We start from the raw sequence: 22156 nt of genomic DNA on the forward strand, positions 1-22156 counted from the left end.
TCGGCCCGGCGCACCGCGCCGTCGCCCCCGGCAGGGCCCGGTGCCCTGCGGGTCGGCACGCCTGTGACCGGGATTCGTAGTTTGCGAACGGGGTCGACACGTTGCGGATCTTGATCGGGTGACGCTGCGTTGTGATCAAGTTCGAAGATCGCATCTTCTCCGGGGGCCGTTTCTGCTGGTCTGGGTACGTGGAAGCAGCGGCGGAGGCGGTGATCGCGTCGGACGTGTGCCAGCTGGAGGAGCTGGTCACCCGGTACGAGGGGGACGTGGGAGAAGCCCGGGGTCTGCTCCGGCTCGGGGAGGAGTGGCTGCGCCGGTGGAGTACGACGTGGAAGGTCGGCGGCGGTGAGGTCAGCTGGCCGGTGCGTGACATGGCCGGTGTTCCCGTGCGGTCGTCCCGACCGACCCGCGGGTTCACGTGGCAGCGCGCCCAGCGGCATCACCCGGGGCTGGAGTACATGGTGTCGACCGGCCGGGCTCATGGCTTCGAATCGATCGCGGAATCACGTCTGCTGGTCGCGCTGGACTTCCTCGGGGCGTCGGAGGTGCTGTCCCAGCCGTTCCGCCTGGACTTCGAGCACGCGGACGGGAAGAGCTGGCACGTTCCGGATTTCCTGGCCGTGGTCGACGGCGGGATGTGGTTGCTGGATGTCCGTCCGGCGCATTTGATCAAGGCGAGCGACGCGCTGAAGTTCGCGGCCTCCCGGGAGACGGCTGCTGCCTGCGGCTGGCGGTATTCGGTGGTTTCCGGCTGGCGCCCGCACGTTTTCAGCGTGCTGGATCATCTGTCGTCGCGGCGGCGGCCGGCAAGAGACTTGCTGGGCATGAGGGATCAGGTGCTCGCCGCGGTCGGGGGCGGGGTCCTTGCGTTCGGCGAGCTGGCGGAGGCGACGAGCCTGCCGGCGGTTGCCCGCGCCCATATCGTCCGGCTGCTCTGGCGGCGCGAGTTGGGAGTCGATCTGGGCAGACCGCTGCTCGACAGCTCGCTGGTCTGGGCGACGACCGGTTCGCGGAGGCGGGTGTGATGGCGTCTTCGAAGGGGCTGCTGCAGGTGTCGCCGGGCCGGCGGATCGCGCTCAACGGGGTCGAGTGGACGATCGAGTCCGTCGAGGCCCATGCCGGCAGGCTGGTGCTGGCCGACGGGACCGGCCGGGTCGAGGTCCGCTCGTTCCGATGGCTGATCAATCATCCTGACCTGCGGGCACTGCGGGATGCGGAGGAAGTGCCCCGTCCGGGATCGTCCCGTCAGCCGAGGTCGCTGGCGGATCTGACGTCGAACCAGCTGAAGCGGGCCCGGGTCCGGGCCGAGCATGTGCTGGAGACGGCGACCGGCTTCCGGGGCGGGCATCCGGCCCGGGCGGCGCCGGGCGAGCCGCGGCCTGCCTACGACCCCGATCTGACGACGCTGACCGCGCGGCGGCACGCGAAGGCCGCCGAGGTGAAGGCGATTCCCGCGCAGGAAGCGGCTCTGCTCGGGCTGAAGGGACTGGGGGTCCGCACCCTGGAGACGCTGACGAAGCTGTCCGGGGAGAGCCTGTTGCTGGCTTGCGCGGACGGGCGGTGGACCCGTCGGCGATCAGGTCACCGGAGTATCACCGCGGAGATCCGTGAGGCGATCTTCGCGGTGAAGGAGGAGTGCAGAGAGCGGGCCCGGATCACGATGGCGGCCAGGCACCGGTTGATGCACCAGTATGTCCGCGAGCGTTTCCCGGATTTCCCCACCGAGAAGATCCCCTCCCGCTACACGCTGGCGGTGGTCTGGGAGGAGTGGTTCGGGTCCGGCGGGGCCCGGCCGCGTTACCAGCGGACGGCGGACGACGCCGCGGAGGCCGGCGTCTCGGGCCGGGTGGTGGTTCACCGGCCCGGTCAGGTTCTCGCGCTGGACTCGACTCCGCTGCCGGTCAAACTGCGGGAGACCGTCTTCGGCGAGGCGGTCACCGCGACGCTCACCCTGGCCCTGGATCTCTACACGCACGGGCTGCCGGCCTTCCGGCTCACGCTGCAGTCCGACACCTCCGTCGACGTCGCGATGCTGCTGCGGGACGTGATGCTGCCGCTGCCCATGCGGGAGGGCTGGGGCGAGGAGATGGAGTGGCCCTACGCGGGCGTCCCGGCCGACGTCATCGCCGAGTTCACCGGCCACCGGGTCGCGGCCCTGCCGTTCTTCGCGCCGGAGACGGTCACCACCGATCACGGCGGCCCCTACAAGAACCATGACCTGGTGGAGGCCGAGAGGGAGCTCGGCTGCAACATCCTGCCTGCCCGGATTCTGCGGCAGACGGACAAGTTCGCGGTCGAGCGGCAGTTCTCCACGATCAAAACGATGCTGCTCGAGCATCTGCTGGGGTTCACCGGCACCGACACCGCCGACCGCGGGGCCGACCCGGAACGCGACGCGAGTCTGACCCTTGCCCAGGCCGAGCACGTCATCGCGACCTGGATCGTCCAGATCTGGCAGAACCGCAAACTAGGTGAATACGGGCCGAGTTGGGCACCGGGTGAGGGCCACAGCCCGAACACTTTGTTCGCGGCGGCCATGCAGCAGGGCGGCTTCGACCTGGACTTCCCCGAGCCGAGCCTCTATTACCGGCTCCTGCGCAAGCACCACGTCAAGGTCCATCCCCGTCGCGGGGTGAAGATCCTCGGCCTTTGGTATCACGACGACGTCCTGGACGATCCGCGGTTCTGGCAGCCCTCGGACCGGGGCGGCCGGCACGCCGGCAAGTGGGTGGTCCGCAGTGACCGCCGGGACCGGCGGCAGGTGTTCTTGCAGGATCTGGCCGACCACGAGAAGTGGCATGTCCTGCGCTGGCGGGGCCTTCCGCCCGAAGGAGAGGTCCCGGCGTTCTCGGACAAGAGCGCCGACGCTCTCCTCGAGCACGTGAGAGCGAACAAGATCGCCGCCCGTTCCGATGAGGAACTCCTGCCGGCCCTGCTGGACATCCTGAACTCGGTCACCCCGGTCGACCAATGGCCCACGCAGGCGAAGAAGAAGGCCGAGAAGAAGCGGCGGGTCGCCCGCGCCCGCGAGGACACCCACGCGCAGGCCGCCGCCGCGGATCGCGCAGGCCCTTCGCCGCTGCCCGCCCGGATGCCGGGGCCATGGGCCGAGCAGGCCCACACGATCGACGCCGCTGTCGACTCCGACCGTCGCCGGCGGCGCGAGGGGGCGGTCCGGGACGAACCGGTCGCGCCGCCGCTGCTGGAGGACTCCTTGCGTCGCCAGCACCTGTTCCTTCTTCCGCTGGGCCCTGACGACGAATCCGCCCCGTCCCTCGAGGAGAACGCGTGAGCCAGGCCCCGTCCCCCGGTGATCCGCTGGCCGGCCTGCCCTCACAGTCCGAGATCGCCGAGTTGATCCTGCGGGGGCGCCCGCACCGCGACACCTACGCCGGCTGGCAGCATTACCGCGCCAACCGGGGACGCCTCGTCCCGCCGCCGTTGCTGACGCCGGGCCAGTGGCGATCTGTCCCGGCCGCCCGCCGCACCGGCTACGACCTCTATCGCCGGATGACGAACGTCAATTTGCCGCTGCAGCGGACGCCGATGCAGGAGAAGGTCACCCGGCTCATCCGGCGTCGGCTGAACGGCAATACCCTCAAGCAGGACGACCCGACCCTGGCCGGGATCATGGTCAGCGGCTGGGGCAATTACGGCAAGACCGCAACCGTCTGTTCGGCCGTCGCAGCTTTCGAGGACCAGTGGCTGCAGCTGCACGATTTCCTGATCCCGGGCGCCGTCGCGGGAACCGTGGATCTCCATGCGCCGGTCGTCTATGTCTCCACCCCGGTCACCGCGACGCCCAAAAGCACCTGCGTGTCGATCCTGAACTTCTTCCGCGCTGATTTCCGCAGGTCGGCGACGCTTCCCGAGCTGGTCCGCCTGGTCGCCGACTCGCTGCGGGATCACGGCGTCAAGGTGCTCGTTCTCGACGACATCAGCCGGCTGCGGATGCACCGCGCGGACGACCAGGACGTCCTCGACCTCATCCGCGCCTTCATGAGCCTGGACGTCACCTTGATCCTCACCGGCGTCAACATTCCCGCCACGGGGCTGCTGCGCGAAGCGAAGTGGGACAAGGCGACGGCCCAGTGGGTCATGCCGCAGCTGGAGTCGACCCGCATTCACGGCCTGGAGGTCACCCAGACCGAGCACCGTTTCGAACTGGTCGAGCTCGACCGGTTCCGCTACATCACCGACGACCAGATCCGAGCGTTCCTCAACCACCTGCGGGGGATCGAGGTCCACCTTCGGCTGCTGAACGCGAAGAAGGGCATGCTCACCGACGGGGTCATGCCCGAGTACTTGATGCGCCGCACCGGCGGCGTCGTCGGGCTGCTCGGGCGGCTCATCGAGGACGGCGCCCAGGAAGCCATGGACAGCGGCAGGGAAGTACTCGACGAGGACCTCCTGGACGAGATCGTCCTGCGGCGGGACGACATGACCGAAGCCCCCGACGAGCCGGTCCTCCCCGCCACACCGCCCTCCTCCCGTCGGCCGTCCCGCGCGAAGCGTCGGCCCCGCAACACCGTCTTCGACGACCGCGGTCCTCTCGCCGCCGAAGACCGGACGGGCTGAGTCGTGAACGTCACCACAGACCCGCTGCCCAGGAGCCTTCAGCCGCTGCCCGACGAGAGCCTGCCCGGGTTCCTCCTCCGCCTGGCCCACCGTCTCGATCTGACACCCCGCCAAGTTGCCTGGCGGGCCGGTCTGGTCAACACGGACTCCCCCTCGGCAAAGGCCCCCGCCTCCTGCCTGCTGATGCTGGAGTCCAGGCCGCTGCACGCCTTCGCCCGGTCGGCCCGCCTCGCGCCGGTCGACGCTGACGCGCTGACGCTGCGTCCCTACACCGACCGTTACCCGGCCCTCACCCAGGCACTGGTCCGCCCGGGAAGCACACCCCGCCCCCGGAAGGTGTTCCCGCCCTGGCTGCTGATGTCCTACTCCCGTTACTGCCCCGCCTGTCTCGCCGGAGACGACACGCTCATCCAGCGCCGCCACGGCGGCCCCTGGAAACGGCAGTGGCGACTGGCCATCACCTTCGCCTGTCTCGATCACCAGGTGTTCCTGCGCAACCACTGCCCGGACTGCCGGCTCCCCGCACTCGGCGGCCGGCCCGGCCACCTGGCCCTGCTGCCTTTTCCCAGCACCCCTGGGCTTCACCCCGCTCAGTGCCGCAACCCCCAGGACCGTTCCTCGACAGTACGTCCCGGCGTCTGCGGTCACCGGCTGGACAGCGCCGAACCACCCGACATCCCCCTCACCCCGCACCTGGCGGACCTGCAACGCAGACTTCTGGACCTCCTGGTCAGCAATGCCCCGCCCGAGCACGCGTTCCGCCGATTCGCCGACCTGCAAGTTGCCACCGCCCTGATCCAGGCGGGCTGGCCGGCCGCAGCAGACCTCGCCCCCACCGGAGCCCGGGCAGCCCTGGAAGCACATCTCGCCCCGCCACAGCACGCCGGTCGCAGCCCCCGGCAGACGGACAGGGCCCTGCCCCCTCCCACCGCACCGACCTGGACCACACCACCCGGCGACGCGGTCGCCACCGCAGCCCTTCTCGCCGCCGCCGACCATCTGCTCGCACAAGACCCCAGCACGTCCCACAACACCCTGCCCGACTTGCTACGACACCTGCCCACACGCCAGGACCCCCGCTGGGACACGACCTGGCGCACGCTGTCCTACGAGTCCTCTCCCTTGTTCCGGCACCACATCGACCAGGTCTTCCGGCGCATGCTCCCCTCCGACTGGCTCCGCCAGGGGGCCCCGACACAACGGATCACCAAGGCCAACTCCGCCCGGAAACTCTTCGCCCCGACCCACACTCTCAAGGACCTCGGTCTCGACGCCGAATACATCCCACAGACCCTGCCCAGCTCCTGGCTCGCGGCCGTCCTCGGAAACACCGACCCCCGCCTTGCAGAAAGCCGCCACCTCCGAAGGGTCCTGCCCGTCCACCTGGTCCAAGCCCTCAGCAGCATGAACTTCCTGGAAGCCGCCGAGTTCCTCGGCGTCCCCCTCTCCTGGATCACCGAACAGCCCCTGCGGCTCCAACCGCTCGTCCCCCAGCGAGACCTCAAAGGACACGATCTCCCGGACACCCTGGAACACCTCGCCCGGCACATCGCGGGCCAGGAGAAGATCGACTACCGGGCCCGCCGCACCCGGTTCGCCGACTGGCACCTCGACGACCAGACCTGGGACCGGCTCCGCCAGCAATACAGCCACGGGCGGCCGAGCCGGAAACCGACCGCCGCAACCCGCGAATCCGCTTCGGCTTACGCCTGGAGCCGCGTCACCAGCAGCGAGTACTCCCTCGCACCCGTCTTCCAACCGCCGCTGTCTCCACCCGACCGGCGCCTGACCGCCACCTCAGCGCAGATGACACTCCTCTGGAGCTGGGACCGGCGGAATCGCTACGTGTCCTTCCCCGGCCTCCTCGAAACCCTCGACGCACTCGCCGATCAGATCACCGGCACCGAACCTCACACACGGTGACCCCCCAGGACACAGATCCGCAAACTATCGCCCCCAAGATCCGCAAACTGCACTCCCCATCACCTCCTCCACCTGCCCCAAACACACCAAGATCCGCAAACTATGAATCCCGGTCACAACGCCCAGGATGCCCGGCCGCGATCGTCGCTGCCCGGAGTTGTCCACAGACAGGGGGTGATTGTCGTACTAGTGGTGTGCCCGATGGGGATCGGCCGTCAACCGGGCGGGCGCGGGACTTCCGGTGCCGCCACCCGGTAACGTCGGGCCCGTGCCCGTCGATCCCCTGCACAGTGCCCCCAGAACACCGCGCGGCGCCCCGAGCCCGGGCGGCCCGTCCGTCGAGAGGGCGCCGACGGCGGCCGGGGCCGACGCGGTGGAGGTCCGCAGGAGCGCGCGGCGCCGCAGGACCGTCTCCGCGTACCGCGAGGGCGACCGCACGGTCGTCCTCATCCCGGCCCGGATGTCGGACGCCGAGGAGAAGCGCTGGGTGGGCGTGATGCTCGACCGGCTCGCGGCGCAGGAGAGCAAGCGGATACTCGGGGACGCCGAGCTCGCCGAGCGGGCCGGGCGCCTCTCCGGGCAGTACCTCGACGGCCGGGCGCGGCCGGCCACGGTCCGCTGGGTCACCAACCAGAACACCCGCTGGGGCTCGTGCACCCCCGCCGAGGGCAGCATCCGCCTCTCGCACCGGCTGAAGGGCATGCCCGAGTACGTCATCGACTACGTGCTGCTCCACGAGCTGGCGCACCTGCTCGTGCCCGGGCACGGCCCCGCCTTCTGGCGGCTGCTGGACGCGTACCCCCGCACCGAGCGGGCGCGGGGGTACCTCGAAGGTGTGGTCGCCGCCGACCGGCTCCCGTACCTGCCGGCGGCCCGCAGCGAGTGACCCGGGGTCACCCCAGGAGCGTGCGCACCCTGCTCACCAGGCGCACCACCGATTCGTCGGCCACCGAGGCCACCTCGTCGTAGCCGAACCAGCGCAGGTCCAGCGACTCGTCGCTGATGGCCGCCTCCGAGCCGGCGGGGGCCAGCGCCGCGTACTGCACGTCCAGGTGCCAGGCGCACGGCGTGTGGTGCCGGTCCAGCCGGACGGGACCGCCCGGCAGCAGCGTCAGCCCCTCGGCGATGCCCGACTCCTCGCGCGCCTCGCGCAGGGCGGCCGCCGCCAGCGTGGCGTCCTCCGGCTCGCAGTGCCCGCCCATCTGGAGCCACATCTCCAGCTTGCGGTGGAGGGTGAGCAGCACCCGCCCGGCGGCCGGGTCCACGACCAGGGCGCTCGCCGTGACGTGGCCCTCCCGGCACGCCTTCCACATGCCGTCCGGACGGTCGCGCAGGTGGTCCAGGTAGGCCAGCCGCAGGGTCTCCTGCCGGGCGTCGCCCTCCGGGGCGGACCACTCCTTGAGGACCCGCTCCGCGTCGGCGCGCAGGCTCACTCGGTGCCCTCGCCGCCGGACTCGTCCTTCTTGTCGTCCTTCTTCAGGTCCGGTCCGGCGGTGCCTCCGGCCGCCTCGCCGAGCATCTTGTCCAGCTCGGAGAAGTCCAGGTGCTCGCGGTGGACGAAGCCGTCCGGGTCGTCCAGGTCGGCGGCGGTCGGCAGCATGTCCGGGTGCTCCCAGAGGGCGTCGCGGCCCTCGGCACCGCGCGCGTCCGTCAGGGAGGCCCACAGCCGCGAGGCGTCGCGCAGCCGGCGCGGACGCAGCTCCAGGCCGATCAGCGTCGCGAAGGTCTGCTCGGCGGGGCCGCCGGTCGCCCGGCGCCGGCGCAGCGTCTCGCGCAGCGCCCCGGCGGACGGCAGGTGCGGGGCCGCGGCGGCGTGCACGACCGCGTCCACCCAGCCCTCGACCAGCGCCAGCGCGGTCTCCAGCCGGGCCAGGGCCGCCTTCTGCTCCGGCGAGTCCTCCGGCTGGAACATGCCCTGCTGGAGTGCCTCCTGCATCTGCTCGGGGTGCGTGGGGTCGAGCTGGCCGACCACGTCCTCCAGCTTGGAGGTGTCCACCTTGATGCCCCGGGCGTAGCCCTCGACGGCGCCGAACAGGTGCGAGCGCAGCCACGGCACGTGCGAGAAGAGCCGCTGGTGGGCGGCCTCGCGCAGGGCCAGGTAGAGGCGGACCTCGTCCTGGGGCACGCCCAGGCCGGAGCCGAACTCCGCGATGTTGACCGGCAGCAGCGCCGCCTTGCCCGCCGGGCCGAGCGGCAGGCCGATGTCGGTCGAGCCGACGACCTCGCCCGCCAGCACGCCCACGGCCTGGCCGATCTGGGTGCCGAACATGGCGCCGCCCATGCTGCGCATCATGCCGAGCAGCGGGCCGGCCATGGCCCGCATCTCCTCGGGCAGCACGTCGCCCATGGCCGAGCCGACGCGCTCGGCGACCGGGTCCACCAGCTCGCGCCAGACCGGCAGGGTCGCCTCGACCCACTCCGCGCGGCTCCAGGCCACGGCCGTGCCGGAGCCGGAGGGGAGCGAGGTGACGCCGTCCAGCCACAGGTCGGCCAGGCGCACGGCCTCCTGGACGGCAGCCCGCTCGCCGTCCGTGACGCTGGCGTCCTTGCTCCCGTCGGCGGTGCCCTGCGCGACGGTCTGCCGGGCGATGTCCTTGGCCATGTCCCAGTTCACCGGGCCGCCCTCGTAGGAGAGCATCTGGCCGAGCTGCTGGAAGGCGGCGCCCAGGTCCTGGGGGTTCATCCCGCCCGCTCCGGGCATACCGGGCATGGCCCCGCCGAACAGCGCGGCGAAAGGGTTGTCCCCGCCGCCCGCCCCCGGGCCGAACCCGAACGGGTTCGCCGGCCCTTGGCCACCACCCTGGTCACCGCCCTTCTTCTTGCCGTTGTCGCCGTCCTCCGGCTCCTCCGGCGGAAGACCGAATCCGAATGGGGTGTCACTCACGGGTTTCCTCGGCTCGTAGGGCCGCCGGCTCGGGCCGGCGGCGAATGCCCGACAACACCACCCAGCGTAGACACCTCCCCGGTATCGGGGCTTGGTGCTCCACCGGCTCGGGGCCTGCGGCAGGATGGACGTCACCTGGTACGTACGGGTCATGACACAGGTGATGACGCATACGTACTGAAGACAACCGCTGGAGACGCCCGGTGAGTTCCCCCGACCGAGAAGTTCGCGCAGCGCGAAACGGTTCCGCGCGAGACAGTACGAGCCTGCCCGGCCGACGGCCCGTGGTCGCCGTGACCGGTGCCGCCCGCGGCGTCGGCGCGCTGCTCACCCGGCGGCTCGCCGCGTGCGAGGAGGTCAAGCACGTCCTCGCGATCGACGAGCGCCGCGGTGACGTGAGCGAGGCGCAGTGGCACGTGCTGGACGTGCGCGACCCGGCGATCGCGGAGAAGCTGCGCGGCGCCGACGTCGTCGTCCACCTCGCGCTCGACCTCGATCTGGAGACCGACCCCGCCGCCCGCACCGCCTACAACGTGCGCGGCACCCAGACCGTGCTGACGGCCGCCGCCGCGGCCGGGGTGCACCGCGTGGTGCTGTGCACCTCGGCGATGGTCTACGGGGCGCAGCCGGACAACGACGTGCCGCTGGACGAGGACGCCGAGCTGCGGGCGACCGCCGAGGCCACCGGCGTCGGCGACCTGCTGGAGATCGAGCGGCTGGCCCGCCGGGCGCCCCGCGCGCACCCCGGCCTGAACGTCACGGTGCTGCGGCCCGCGGTGCTGGTCGGCGGCACGGACACCGCGCTGACGCGCTACTTCGAATCGCCCCGCCTGCTGGTGGTCGCCGGCTCCCGGCCCGTGTGGCAGTTCTGCCACGTGGAGGACCTGGTGAGCGCGCTGGAGTTCGCGGCCCTGGAGAAGGCCGAGGGCGAGCTGGTGGTCGGCTGCGACGGTTGGCTGGAGCAGGAGGAGGTCGAGGAGCTCAGCGGGATCCGCCGCATGGAGCTGCCCTCGGCGGTGGCGCTCGGCGCCGCCTCCCGGCTGCACCGCCTGGGTCTGACCCCCTCCCCGGCTGGCGACCTCGCGTACACGATGCACCCGTGGGTGGTCAGCGGGCACCGGCTGCACGCCGCGGGCTGGCGGCCGCGCTGGACCAACGAGGAGGTCCTGGCGGAGCTGCTGGAGGAGGTCGCCGGGCGGCACACGGTGGCCGGGCGGCGCCTCGGGAGGAAGGACGCGACCGCGGCGGGGGCGGCGGGGGCGACGGTGGCGCTGCTGGGCACGGCGGCGCTGGTGCGGCGGGCGCGGAAGGCGCGGCGGCGGTAGGGGGTCTCTCCCCGCCCCGCCCTTTCACCGTTTCCGCAGAGGGGGCACCCCCAGTCCTCAAACGCGGCGTAGCCGCGTTGCACCGCCCGGAGCGCGGCGAGAAACGGTGAAAGTGGGGGTGCCCCCTCTGGGGGAGGGTCCGGGGCGCATCTCCCCGTGCGGCACCATGGTCCGCATGTCCGCCGCCAACGAGCACCCCATACGCCTCCTCGCCATCCGCGACACCCCCCTCTCCCTGGACGAGGTCTTCGCTGCCGTCGGCGACCCCGCCGCCGGTGGCACCGCGCTCTTCGTCGGCACGGTGCGCGACCACGACGGGGGAGCGGACGTGGCCGGGCTCGGCTACTCCGCGCACCCGTCGGCCGAGGGTGAGCTGCGGCGGGTCGCCGAGGCGGTGGCCGCCGACTTCCCGGTGCGGGCGCTGGCCGCCGTGCACCGCGTCGGGGACCTGGCCGTCGGGGACCTCGCCGTCGTGGTCGCGGTGTCCTGCCCGCACCGGGCCGAGGCGTTCGCGGCCTGCCGGCGGCTGATCGACGACCTCAAGAGCGAGGTGCCGATCTGGAAGCACCAGGTGTTCTCGGATGGGACGGAGGAGTGGGTCGGCGCGTAGCGCCGTCGATGAGGGGGCGGTGGCCGGGCGACGGGAGGGCGGGTGGGGGTTTAGCCGGTGGCCATGCCCGGAACGGGCCGCCACCGGTTGCGTAACCAGGTCCCTGAAGTGAGCGTTGAGACGGCAGACGATTAATGTGCTCATCGGTAAGTCGCGAGGAGTAAGGGGTCGGAGGCCGTTATGGCGGCGCTCGCTTGGTTGCTGATTCCGGTTGCCGCGGCCGTGGTCGCCGCTCTGTGGGGGAGCTGGGCGGCCCGGAACCGCAAGGCCGGCGATGTCTCGGAGCTCGCGGGGTACGAGAAGTTCCGCGAGGCCATGGAGCGCCGGGAGGCCACCGGGCGCCCGGAGACCATGGAGCGCTCGGACTCCGGGACCGGATCCGCCTGACACCCGCCCCGACCAGGCACTTCGCCCCGTACGGACCGCCCCGGGAGTGGACTGTCGGACCTGTCCCGTACTGTCGTTCCATGCCCCGCCGCACTGCGACGATGCTCGCCTCCCTGCTGATGCTGATCGCGCTGCTCTGCGCCGGCGTGCTGATCCCCGTGCCCTACTCGGAGATGTCGCCGGGCCCGACGGTGAACACCCTGGGGGACCACGGCGGAGAGCCCGTGCTCCAGATCTCCGGGCGCAAGACATACCCGACCACCGGTCACCTCAACATGACGACGGTCCGGGTGACGGGCTCGCAGTACCGGATGAACATGGTCGAGGCGGTCTACGGCTGGCTGAACCACGACAAGCTGGTCGTCCCGCACAGCACCCTCTACCCCGACGACAAGACCCCGGACCAGCTGAACCAGGAGACCGCCGAGGAGTTCAGCCAGTCCCAGGAGAGCGCCAAGGTGGCGGCGCTCAAGCAGCTGGACATCCCGGTCGGCACCCGCGTGGTGGTCTCGTCCGTGGTCAAGGCCAGCCCGGCGGAGGGCCTGCTGCACGCCGGCGACGTGATCAAGTCCGTGGACGGCACGGAGGTCAAGCAGCCCGGCGACGTGGCCAAGCTGGTCACCCGGCACAAGCCGGGTGAGAAGGTCGCCTTCCGGGTCGTCCCGGCCAAGGAGGCGGCCGCCGCGGAGAAGGAGAAGCGGCAGCCGAAGAAGGAGGAGACCGTCACCCTGGTGACGCGTGAGGCGTCGGGCGACAAGCGGGCCGTCGTGGGCATCCAGGCGGGGATGGCGCACACCTTCCCGTTCTCGATCAACATCAAGCTGGCCGACGTCGGCGGGCCGAGCGCGGGCCTGATGTTCGCCCTCGGGATAGTCGACAAACTGACCCCGGACAACATCGCCGACGGCAAGTTCATCGCCGGCACGGGCACGATCGACGACAGCGGCAAGGTCGGCCCGATCGGCGGCATCGAGATGAAGACGGTCGGCGCGCGGAACAAGGGCGCGCAGTACTTCCTGACCCCCAAGGACAACTGCGCGGCCGCCGCCAAGGACATCCCGAAGGGGCTGACCCTCGTCAAGGTCGACACGATAGGCGACGCGCTGAAGTCCCTGGAGAAGATCCGGAAGGGGGACGCGGCCGGCCTGCCGCAGTGCACGACGGGCAGGTGACGCCCGCGCGCACCGCGGCCCCCGAGCGGCCGGCCCGGGCCCCGGCCGAGGCCCGGGCTCCGTCCCGGCTCAGTCGGCGAAGGTGGCCGCGAGCGCCTCGGCCAGGCCCGGCACCAGGTCGGGGCCGGTGAGCACCTCGGTCGGCGAATCCTTCTCGCGCAGCCGGACGGCCGACTCGCGGGCCCCGTCGCGCAGCACCGCGACGGTCATCCGGACCTCCTGCCGGTCCGGGTGGCCGGCGACCCACTTGGCGAGCTGCTTCTCGTTCATCCCGTGCGGCACCGAGCCCTCGGCCGACGGCGGCAGCATCAGCCGCTCCACGGTGAGAGCGCAGCCCGCCACGGAGTCCGGCCAGGCGACCGTGCCGAGGAACTTGTCGAGGGCGGCGCCGGCGGGCAGCTTGTCCTGCTCGATGGGGGTGTAGGAGGGGGCGGAGGAGCCGGGGGCCCCCTCGAGGCCGAGCTGCGCGGCGAGCGCGGGCGCCTGCGCGCGGAGCTTCGCGGTGTCGACGAGGGCGAAGAGCCGGGCGGGCTGGTCCCAGCCGAGCCCGGAGGCGTACTCGTCGATCTCGAGCACCGCGCGGGTCAGCGGGCTGGCGGCCATGGGGGGCGTGCCCGGAACGGGCTGGTCGGGGTGGCTCGGGGAGCCGGCATTGCTGGACATGCTCAATATCGTGCCCTGACCGGGGCCGAAATCGGGAACCGAGTAAAGCCTCGGTAAGTTGCCACAGTGGGTCCTACTATCGCCAGGGCCTGATCGACAGCTCCACTGACAGCGAACTTCGAGGTGCGCACCTTGGCTTTCCAGATGCCGGACCGCGGCGGAGGCCCGACAGGGCCGCGGATGAGAGTCGGACGGCCGTCCCGCCGCGTCCGGACCCTGATGACGACCCTGGGTGTGCTGGCGGCGCTGGCCATGCTCTTCGTCATGTTCGCCGGATTCTGGACGGACTGGCTGTGGTACCGCTCCGTCCACTACTCCTCGGTCTTCACCACCACGCTCGGCACCAAGATCGGCCTGTTCGCCGTCTTCGGCGTGCTGATGGCCCTGGCGGTGGGGACGAACATCTGGCTGGCGCACCGGCTGCGGCCGCCGCTGAGCGCGATGTCGGCGGAGCAGCAGTCCCTGGACCGCTACCGGATGAGCATCGCGCCGTACAAGAAGTGGGTGCTGCTGGCGGTCACCGCGCTCGTCGGCCTGGTCGCCGGCGCCTCCGCGGCCGGCCAGTGGCGCACCTGGCTCCAGTGGATCAACGGGGTCCCCTTCCACCAGAAGGACCCGCAGTTCCACAAGGACATCTCCTTCTACACCTTCGATCTCCCCTGGTACCGCTTCCTGTTGAGCTTCGGCTTCGCGGCCGCGGTGCTGTCGCTGATCGCCGCCGCCCTGGTGCACTACCTCTACGGGGGCCTCCGGCTCACCAGCCCGGGCCACCGGGCCACCGCCGCCGCGACGGGCCATCTCGCCGTGCTCCTGGGCCTGTTCGTGACGCTCAAGGCCGTCGCCTACTGGCTGGACCGGTACGGGCTGGCGGTCAAGTCGAGCGGCCTGAAGTCGACGGACGGCTGGACGGGCCTGCGGTACGTGGACGCCCATGCCTATCTGCCGGCCAAGACCATCCTGTTCATCATCGCGCTGATCTGCGCGGTGCTCTTCTTCGCGACGCTGTGGCGGCGCACCTGGCAGCTGCCGGTGATCGGCTTCGGCCTGATGGTGCTCTCGGCGATCCTGATCGGCGGGCTCTACCCGGCGATCGTGCAGAAGTTCCAGGTCTCGCCCGACGAGCAGACCAAGGAAGCGCCGTACATCGCGAAGAACATCAAGGCGACCCGCGAGGCGTACGGCATCGACAAGACCAAGGTCGACGACGCCTACCCGGGCAAGGGCAACGCCTCGACGGACAAGAACGCGCTGCGCGACCTGGCCAGTTCCACGGCCAGCCTGCGGCTGCTCGACCCGAACATCGTCTCGCCCGCCTTCCAGCAGGAGCGCCAGGACCGCGGGTACTACCAGTTCCCGTCCACCCTGGCCGTCGACCGCTACAAGGTCGACGGGAAGGACCAGGACACCGTCATCGGTCTGCGCGAGCTCAACATCAAGGGCATCCCCGAGCGCAACTGGATCAACGACCACTTCAAGTACACCCACGGATACGGGGCGGTGACCGCCAAGGGCGACTCCGTGCCCAAGGGCGGCGGCCCGGACTTCCAGGACGACAAGGTGCTGGGCCCGTACGAACCGCGGGTGTACTACGGCGAGAAGACCACGCAGTACTCCATCGTCGGCGGCCCGCAGAAGGAGCTGGACAAGCCCGGCGACGAGGGCAGGGAGAGCTACAGCTACGGGGGGAAGAGCGGGGTCGACCTGTCGAACCCGGTCAACCGCGCCGCGTACGCCGTGGCCTTCGGCGAGCCCAAGATCCTCTACTCGGGCGCCATCGGCGAGGGTTCGAAGATCCTCTACAACCGGACCCCCAAGGCCCGCGTCGAGGCGGTCGCCCCCTGGCTGACGATCAACAGCGACGCCTACCCGGCGGTGGTGGACGGCCGCATCCAGTGGATCGTGGACGCCTACACCACGACCAACGGCTATCCCTACGCCTCCCGCACGACCCTCGGCGACACCACGGCCGACTCGCTGACCACCGGCCAGCGCGCGGTGGTGGCCCAGCAGAACCGGGTCAACTACATCCGGAATTCGGTGAAGGCGACGGTCGACGCGTACGACGGCAGCGTCAAGCTCTACCAGTGGGACACCGAGGACCCGGTGCTCAAGACCTGGATGAAGGCGTTCCCGGGAACGGTGAAGCCCAAGAGCGAGATCGGCTCCAAGCTCAAGGACCATCTGCGCTATCCGCAGGACCTGTTCAAGGTGCAGCGCGAACTGCTGGCCCGGTACCACGTCACCGACCCGGGGGCGTTCTACACCGGCAGCCAGCGCTGGGAGGTGCCGGACGACCCGACCAACAAGGGCAACGCGGTTCCCCCGTACTACCTGAGCATGAAGATGCCGGACCAGCGGAAGCAGACGTTCTCGCTGACCACGACGTTCACGCCGAAGAACCGCCTGAACCTGGGCGCGTTCATGGCCGTCGACGCCGACGCGCGGAGCGACGAGTACGGCCGGATCAGAATCCTCCAGCCCAAGGCCACGATCTGGGGCCCGTCGCAGGCACAGAGCAGTTTCAACAGCGATCCGGCGGCCGCGAGCGAGATCAAACTCCTCAGGGGCGGCGATTCGGAGATCGAGTACGGAAATCTGCTGACCGTTCCGGTCAACGGCGGCCTGCTGTACGTGGAACCGGTCTACGTCCGCGGCGCGCGCACCAATTACCCGCTGCTGAAGAAGGTGTTCGTCACCTACGGCGAGAAGATCGCGTTCAAGGACACCCTCGGGGAGGCTCTGGACGAGGTGTTCGGCGGGCAGCAGAAGCCGGGCGGCAAGCAGCCGCCGGACGGGACGAAGCAGCCACCGGCCGGCAACCCGACGGTGAAGCAGGCCGTGAAGGACGCTCAGGACGCCTACAGCGCGGGGCAGAAGGCGCTGGAGAAGCAGGACTGGGAGGCGTACGGCAAGGCCCAGAAGGACCTCAAGGACGCCCTCGACCGGCTGGCGAAGGCCGAGGCCCAGGCCGAGGAGAAGAACGGGGGCAAACCGGGGAGCTGACCCCGCCCGTCCCGCGCCGTGGTACGGTTGTTCCACAACGGCGCGGGGTGGAGCAGCTCGGTAGCTCGCTGGGCTCATAACCCAGAGGTCGCAGGTTCAAATCCTGTCCCCGCTACTGGAAGACAAGGCCCGGAGTCTCGGACTCCGGGCCTTGTCGTGCTTCCAAGTCGCCGACGGGACGCACCCGTTGCCGGAGTGACCGGCGGGACCACTGTTCGCATCGGACGCCACGCTGCTCTGTGCGGGTTATGTGCGGGGCTTTTGATTAGAGTTTGGAGCACCGTTGTGTCGGGAAGTCGGGAAGTCGACAAAACGCTGAAGTGACCTCACTGGCTGCGGTATTCCAGGTGTACGCAGGTTGCGGGAGTGCGACGATGGGACGTATGGGGGACAAGGCGAGGCTGGTGGAGACAGGTCGGCTTGTAAAGGCTCCCGCCACGGGGAGCGTTCCGGAGGTACGGGTTCCGGCGCCGTACGACCCTGCGCGGGCCCCGTCGGCCCCGGCACCGGCGCCCTCCGCGGTCGCCGCGGAAGCGGCCGACCTGGAGCTCGAGACCGCCCGCCGCCGCGCCGAGGAGTCCGGCGACCCCGCCGCCCTGAGCATGCTCGGCGCCCTGCTGCTGCGCCGCGGCGACCTCGACGGGGCCGAGAAGCACCTGCGCGCCGCCACCGCCGAGGGCGACCGCTCCGCGGCCAACAACCTGGGCGTCCTGCTCCACCAGCGCGGCTACGCCGACGAGGCGGCCGGCTGGTGGCGGGTGGCCGCCGTCGCCGGTTCCGCCCCCGCGGCCCACGCGCTGGGCCGCTATCACCGCGAGCGCGGCGACGAGCCGGCCGCCGAGTACTGGCTGCGGCAGTCCGCCGAGTCCGGGCACGCCCTCGGCGCGTACGCCCTCGCCGACCTGCTGGAGCACCGCAGCGACGTGGGCGCCGAGCGCTGGTTCCGCTCGGCCGCCGAGCGCGGGCACCGCGAGGCGGCGTACCGCCTGGCCCGCATCCTCGACGGCCGGGCGCCCGGCTCGGCCGCCCGCTCCGGCGGCCTGGCCGCCGGGCTCGGCCCGGCCACCGGCGCCCGCCGCGCGTCCGTCGGCGGCGGCGACACCTCCGTGCGTGACCTGCGGGCGGCCGCGGCCGGCCGGGAGAAGGGCCCGGCCGACGAGGCCGAGCAGTGGTACCGCCAGGCCGCCGCCCGCGGGCACCGCCGCGCGGCCCTGCATCTGGGCACCCTGCTGGAGGCCCGGGGCGAGATCCAGGAAGCCGCGCGCTGGTACCTGACCTCGGCCAAGGACGGCGAGTCCCGGGCCGCGTGCGCCCTCGGCTTCCTGCTGCGCGACGCCGGCGACGGCGACAGCGCCGCAGTCTGGTGGCGCCGGGCCGCCCAGGACGGCGACGGCAACGCGGCCAACGCCCTGGGCGCCCTGCACGCCGACCGAGGCGAGTCGCAGCAGGCCGAGCGCTGGTACCGCACCGCGCTCGACGCCGGGGACGTCAACGGCGCGTACAACCTCGCCCTGCTGTGCGCCGAGCAGGGCCGCACCGCCCAGTCCGAGCAGTGGTACCGCCGCGCCGCCTACGCCGGCCACCGCGAGGCCGCCAACGCGCTGGCCGTCCTGCTGCTGCAGGCGGGCGACGCGTCCGGCGCGGAGCCGTGGTTCTCCAAGGCCGCCGAGGCGGGCAGCGTCGACGCCGCCTTCAACCTCGGCATCCTCCACGCCGGGCGGAACGAGGAGCGCGCGGCGCTGCAGTGGTACGAGCGGGCCGCCGCCGCCGGGCACACCGAGGCGGCGCTCCAGGTCGCCATGGTCCTGCTGCGCGAGGGCGGTCCGGACGACGCCGAGGAGGCCGAGCGCCACCTGCGGGTGGCCGCCCGGGGCGGCAGCGCGGAGGCGGCCTTCCGGCTGGGCTCCCTGCTCGACAGGGAAGCCGGGGACGATCACGACGCGGCGTCCGCGGCCGAGTGCGAGGAGTGGTACGCCAAGGCTGCCCGCCAGGGCCACCGGCGGGCCCAGGTGCGGCTCGGCATGCTGGTCGCGGCGCGGGGCGACGTCGTCGAGGCCGCGCGCTGGTACCGCCAGGCCGCCGAGGCGGGCAGCAGCAACGGCGCCTTCAACCTCGGACTGCTCCTGGCCCGGGAGGGCAGCGAGCCGGAGGCGGCGCTGTGGTGGACCCGCGCGGCCGAGGCGGGACACGGCCGCGCGGCCCTGCGGCTGGCCCTGCTGGCCGCCCGGCACGGCGAACTGACGCAGGCTCAGCTGTGGTGCGCGAAAGCCGTCGAGTACGGCCCGGCCGAGGTCGCCGAGCGGGCGGCGCGGCTGCGGGACGCGCTCCAGCAGGAGCTGTCGGCATAGCGTGTCCCGGCCGTCCCGGAAGGCACCGAGTTTGCACGATGTGACGTAACCGGGTTACAGTTGGCCCATCGACGCGGGGTGGAGCAGCTCGGTAGCTCGCTGGGCTCATAACCCAGAGGTCGCAGGTTCAAATCCTGTCCCCGCTACTGATCATCGGGCCCGGATCCTCAGGATCCGGGCCCGATGTCTTTCCCGCCCGTCCTCACCCCGCCGTGCAGCCGGGGCACAGGCCGCGGTAGGTCACCTCGACCGCCGAGACCTGGAAGCCGAAGCGCTGCTCCGCCGGGAGGCCGGCGAGCAGGTCCCCCGAGGGGTGCACGTCGCGGATGGTGCCGCAGCGCGAGCACACCAGGTGCTGGTGCGCGTGGTGTGCGTTGGGGTCGTAGCGCTTGGCCCGGCCGTCGGTGCTCACCTCCAGCACCTCGCCGAGCGTGACCATCTCCCCGAGGGTGTTGTAGACGGTCGCCCGGGAGATCTCCGGCAGCAGCTCGGCCGCCTTCGCGTGCACCTCGTCGGCCGTGTAGTGCACGTGGTCCCCGTCGAGGACCTCGGCGACGACGCGCCGCTGCGCGGTCAGTCGCCAGCCGCGCCCCCGGAGTCGATCCAGCAGATCACTCATGCCATTCACCCATCAGTCAGATAACCCCAGCCTAGCAGCGCGTTTTGTCCATCAATGGAGAGGATTCTCCCGTCGATCGCATCTTGACTTGGACAAAGTCCAATGTAGGATCGGTTTCGGTTCCTGCCAAGGCCGAGGGCCTGGCGCGGCAGGGCGAGACGATGGAATGACGGAGGCGTACGTGTCGGTTCAGGACGAGGTCAAGACGACGACGGGCCCGCTGACCACGGAGTCCGGTGCTCCGGTCGCGGACAACCAGAACAGCGAGACCGCGGGCATCGGCGGCCCCGTCCTGGTGCAGGACCAGCTGCTGATGGAGAAGCTCGCGCACTTCAACCGCGAGCGCATCCCGGAGCGTGTGGTGCACGCCCGCGGCGCCGGCGCCTACGGCACCTTCACCGTGACCGCGGACGTCACGAAGTACACCCGGGCGAATTTCCTGGCCGAGATCGGCAAGGAGACCGAGGTCTTCCTGCGCTTCTCGACCGTCGCGGGCAACCTCGGTGCCCCCGACGCGGTGCGCGACCCCCGCGGCTTCGCACTGAAGTTCTACACCGAGGAGGGCAACTACGACCTCGTCGGCAACAACACCCCGGTGTTCTTCATCAAGGACGCCATCAAGTTCCCGGACTTCATCCACACCCAGAAGCGCGACCCGTACACCGGCTCGCAGGAGGCGGACAACGTCTGGGACTTCTGGGGTCTGAGCCCGGAGGCCACCCACCAGGTGACCTGGCTGTTCGGCGACCGCGGCATCCCCGCCTCGTACCGCCACATGAACGGCTACGGCTCGCACACCTTCCAGTGGACCAACGAGTCCGGCGAGGCCTTCTGGGTCAAGTACCACTTCAAGACCGACCAGGGCATCAAGAACCTCCCCCAGGACGAGGCCGACAAGCTCGCCGGCGAGGACCCGGACAGCCACCAGCGCGACCTGCGCGAGGCCATCGAGCGCGGCGAGTTCCCGACCTGGACCGTGCAGGTGCAGGTCATGCCCGCCGAGGACGCGGCGAACTACCGCTTCAACCCGTTCGACCTCACCAAGGTGTGGCCGCACGCGGACTACCCGCCGATCGAGATCGGCAAGCTCGAGCTCAACCGCAACCCGGAGAACATCTTCGCCGAGGTCGAGCAGTCGATCTTCTCGCCGGCCCACTTCGTGCCCGGCATCGGCCCGTCCCCCGACAAGATGCTCCAGGGCCGGCTCTTCGCCTACGCCGACGCCCACCGCTACCGCGTTGGCATCAACGCCGACCACCTGCCGGTGAACCGTCCGCACGCCACCGAGGCCCGCACCTACGGCCGCGACGGCCACCTGTACGACGGCCGGCACGGCCGGGCCAAGAACTACGAGCCGAACAGCTTCGGCGGCCCGGCGCAGACCGACCGCCCGCTGTGGCAGTCCAGCGCCGTCTCCGGCGCGACGGGCAACCACGTGGCCCCCTCGCACGCCGAGGACACCGACTTCGTCCAGGCGGGCAACCTCTACCGGCTGATGTCGGAGGGGGAGAAGGAGCGCCTGATCGCCAACCTCGCCGGCTTCATCGCCAAGGTGTCGCGCGACGACATCGCCGAGCGCGCGATCGACAACTTCCGCAAGGCGGACGAGGACTACGGCAAGCGGCTGGAGGCCGCGGTCCAGGCCCTGCGCGGCTAGGGCGCTTGCCGTAAGAAACCGGAGAGGCCGGACGCCAATGGGCTCCGGCCTCTCCGGCCGTTCAGGGACGGCCGTTCAGCTCCGGCCGTTCAGGGACGGCTCGGGCGCAGGTAGCCCAGCAGCTCGTCGTGGAGCAGCCCGTTGGACGCGACCGCGTTCCCGCTGTGGGGGCCCGGCCGGCCGTCCAGGCCGGTGAAGCGGCCGCCCGCCTCCTCGACGATGACGACGTTCGCCGCCATGTCCCACAGCGACAGCTCCGGCTCGGCGCAGATGTCCACGGTGCCCTCGGCGACCATCATGTACGGCCAGAAATCGCCGTAGCCGCGGGTGCGCCAGCAGTCCCGGGTCAGATCCAGGAAGCCCGGCAGCATCCCGCGCTCCTCCCAGCCCGAGAGCGAGGAATAGGCGAACGACGCGTCCGCGATCCGCTCGACCCGCGAGACGCCCAGGCGGCTCGCGGAGGAGAGGCTGCGCCCGGTGTACGCGCCGGAGCCCTTCGCCGCCCACCAGCGGCGGCCCAGCGCCGGGGCGGAGACCACGCCCACCACCGGCTCGAACTCGACCCGGCCGGCACTCTCGACCTGGACCATCAGGGAGATGAGCGTCGCCCACACCGGGACGCCGCGCACATAGTTCTTGGTGCCGTCGATCGGGTCGATCACCCAGCGGCGGGGACCCAGGCCCTCGCTGCCGAATTCCTCGCCGAGGACGGCGTCCCGCGGGCGGGCCCGCTGCAACTGGCCGCGGATCAGTTCCTCCGCCGACTTGTCGGCCTCGCTGACCGGGGTCATGTCCGGTTTGGTCTCGACCTTGAGGTCAAGGGCCTTGAACCGGTCCATGGTCGCCGCGTCGGCGGCGTCCGCCAGGACGTGGGCCAGGCGCAGATCATCGTGGTAGTCGGACATAACCGGAACACTACCCGCGATCGGTCTCCCCGGGCTCTTGACACCGTCTGGTGGTGCGTCAATTCTGTGGCCACAACCGTCG

Annotated in this window: 17 protein-coding genes and 2 tRNA genes; 14 read left to right on the top strand and 5 right to left on the bottom strand. The window is 71.1% G+C overall.

Annotation, left to right across the window (positions count from 1 at the left end):
- Nucleotides 1-188 precede the first annotated feature (188 nt).
- The 5 genes from I5Q34_RS15810 (at nt 189) to I5Q34_RS15830 (ending at nt 7387) form a co-directional block, all read left to right on the top strand.
- The gene (locus I5Q34_RS15810) at nt 189-1025 is read left to right on the top strand and encodes a TnsA-like heteromeric transposase endonuclease subunit (protein WP_199892985.1); all 837 of its coding nucleotides are present in this window, start codon (nt 189-191) and stop codon (nt 1023-1025) included.
- Nucleotides 1025-3292, top strand: coding sequence for a transposase (locus I5Q34_RS15815; protein ID WP_199892810.1), 2268 nt, complete (start codon nt 1025-1027; stop codon nt 3290-3292). The genes I5Q34_RS15810 and I5Q34_RS15815 overlap by 1 nt, the downstream gene beginning before the upstream one ends.
- Nucleotides 3289-4578 (top strand): TniB family NTP-binding protein, encoded by a 1290-nt coding sequence (locus tag I5Q34_RS15820; protein WP_199892811.1) that lies wholly within the window; start codon nt 3289-3291, stop codon nt 4576-4578. Before I5Q34_RS15815 ends, I5Q34_RS15820 begins: the two co-directional genes overlap by 4 nt.
- Nucleotides 4579-4581: 3 nt before the next feature.
- On the top strand, nt 4582-6501 hold the full coding sequence (locus I5Q34_RS15825) for a TniQ family protein (RefSeq protein ID WP_199892812.1): 1920 nt from the start codon (nt 4582-4584) through the stop codon (nt 6499-6501).
- Nucleotides 6502-6769: 268 nt separating this feature from the next.
- Entirely contained in the window at nt 6770-7387 is a 618-nt protein-coding gene (locus I5Q34_RS15830; RefSeq protein ID WP_199892813.1) for a M48 family metallopeptidase, read from the top strand.
- Between the two features lie 7 nt (nt 7388-7394).
- Here the strand turns inward: I5Q34_RS15830 and I5Q34_RS15835 are convergent, their stop codons facing one another.
- Both I5Q34_RS15835 and I5Q34_RS15840 read right to left on the bottom strand, forming a co-directional pair.
- Nucleotides 7395-7934, bottom strand: coding sequence for an NUDIX hydrolase (locus I5Q34_RS15835; RefSeq protein ID WP_199892814.1), 540 nt, complete (start codon nt 7932-7934; stop codon nt 7395-7397).
- On the bottom strand, nt 7931-9385 hold the full coding sequence (locus tag I5Q34_RS15840) for a zinc-dependent metalloprotease (RefSeq protein WP_199892815.1): 1455 nt from the start codon (nt 9383-9385) through the stop codon (nt 7931-7933). The genes I5Q34_RS15835 and I5Q34_RS15840 overlap by 4 nt, the downstream gene beginning before the upstream one ends.
- A gap of 203 nt (nt 9386-9588) precedes the next feature.
- On the opposite strand from I5Q34_RS15840, the gene I5Q34_RS15845 reads away from it, so the two are divergent.
- The 4 genes from I5Q34_RS15845 (at nt 9589) to I5Q34_RS15860 (ending at nt 12879) form a co-directional block, all read left to right on the top strand.
- Nucleotides 9589-10710: an SDR family oxidoreductase gene (locus I5Q34_RS15845; RefSeq protein WP_199892816.1), complete on the top strand. Its 1122-nt coding sequence runs from the start codon at nt 9589-9591 to the stop codon at nt 10708-10710.
- Between the two features lie 175 nt (nt 10711-10885).
- The gene (locus tag I5Q34_RS15850; protein WP_234428778.1) at nt 10886-11320 is read left to right on the top strand and encodes a molybdenum cofactor biosynthesis protein MoaE; all 435 of its coding nucleotides are present in this window, start codon (nt 10886-10888) and stop codon (nt 11318-11320) included.
- A gap of 180 nt (nt 11321-11500) precedes the next feature.
- The gene (locus I5Q34_RS15855) at nt 11501-11707 is read left to right on the top strand and encodes a hypothetical protein (RefSeq protein WP_199892994.1); all 207 of its coding nucleotides are present in this window, start codon (nt 11501-11503) and stop codon (nt 11705-11707) included.
- An 80-nt stretch (nt 11708-11787) separates the two neighbouring features.
- Entirely contained in the window at nt 11788-12879 is a 1092-nt protein-coding gene (locus I5Q34_RS15860) for a PDZ domain-containing protein (protein WP_199892818.1), read from the top strand.
- 69 nt (nt 12880-12948) lie between these two features.
- Here I5Q34_RS15860 and I5Q34_RS15865 read toward each other — a convergent pair whose 3' ends face one another.
- Nucleotides 12949-13542, bottom strand: a complete 594-nt coding sequence (locus tag I5Q34_RS15865) for a PPA1309 family protein (protein ID WP_234428779.1) — start codon at nt 13540-13542, stop codon at nt 12949-12951.
- A 144-nt stretch (nt 13543-13686) separates the two neighbouring features.
- On the opposite strand from I5Q34_RS15865, the gene I5Q34_RS15870 reads away from it, so the two are divergent.
- The 4 genes from I5Q34_RS15870 to I5Q34_RS15885 all read left to right on the top strand — a co-directional run bounded on the left by I5Q34_RS15870 (nt 13687) and on the right by I5Q34_RS15885 (nt 19039).
- Nucleotides 13687-16545, top strand: a complete 2859-nt coding sequence (locus tag I5Q34_RS15870) for a UPF0182 family protein (RefSeq protein ID WP_199892987.1) — start codon at nt 13687-13689, stop codon at nt 16543-16545.
- 41 nt (nt 16546-16586) lie between these two features.
- Nucleotides 16587-16660 (top strand) — tRNA-Met (locus tag I5Q34_RS15875).
- Nucleotides 16661-16919: 259 nt separating this feature from the next.
- Nucleotides 16920-18893, top strand: coding sequence for a tetratricopeptide repeat protein (locus I5Q34_RS15880; RefSeq protein WP_199892819.1), 1974 nt, complete (start codon nt 16920-16922; stop codon nt 18891-18893).
- Nucleotides 18894-18965: 72 nt separating this feature from the next.
- A tRNA-Met gene (locus I5Q34_RS15885) sits at nt 18966-19039 on the top strand.
- A gap of 56 nt (nt 19040-19095) precedes the next feature.
- Here the strand turns inward: I5Q34_RS15885 and I5Q34_RS15890 are convergent.
- Nucleotides 19096-19512, bottom strand: a complete 417-nt coding sequence (locus tag I5Q34_RS15890) for a Fur family transcriptional regulator (protein ID WP_199892820.1) — start codon at nt 19510-19512, stop codon at nt 19096-19098.
- Nucleotides 19513-19678: 166 nt separating this feature from the next.
- Here I5Q34_RS15890 and I5Q34_RS15895 point away from each other — a divergent pair, with 166 nt between their 5' ends.
- Entirely contained in the window at nt 19679-21169 is a 1491-nt protein-coding gene (locus tag I5Q34_RS15895; RefSeq protein ID WP_199892821.1) for a catalase, read from the top strand.
- Nucleotides 21170-21258: 89 nt separating this feature from the next.
- Here I5Q34_RS15895 and hisN read toward each other — a convergent pair whose 3' ends face one another.
- Entirely contained in the window at nt 21259-22074 is an 816-nt protein-coding gene (hisN, locus tag I5Q34_RS15900; RefSeq protein ID WP_199892822.1) for a histidinol-phosphatase, read from the bottom strand.
- Nucleotides 22075-22156: the final 82 nt, after the last annotated feature.

This window comes from Streptomyces sp. AV19, from assembly GCF_015999245.1.
Lineage (GTDB): Bacteria > Actinomycetota > Actinomycetes > Streptomycetales > Streptomycetaceae > Streptomyces.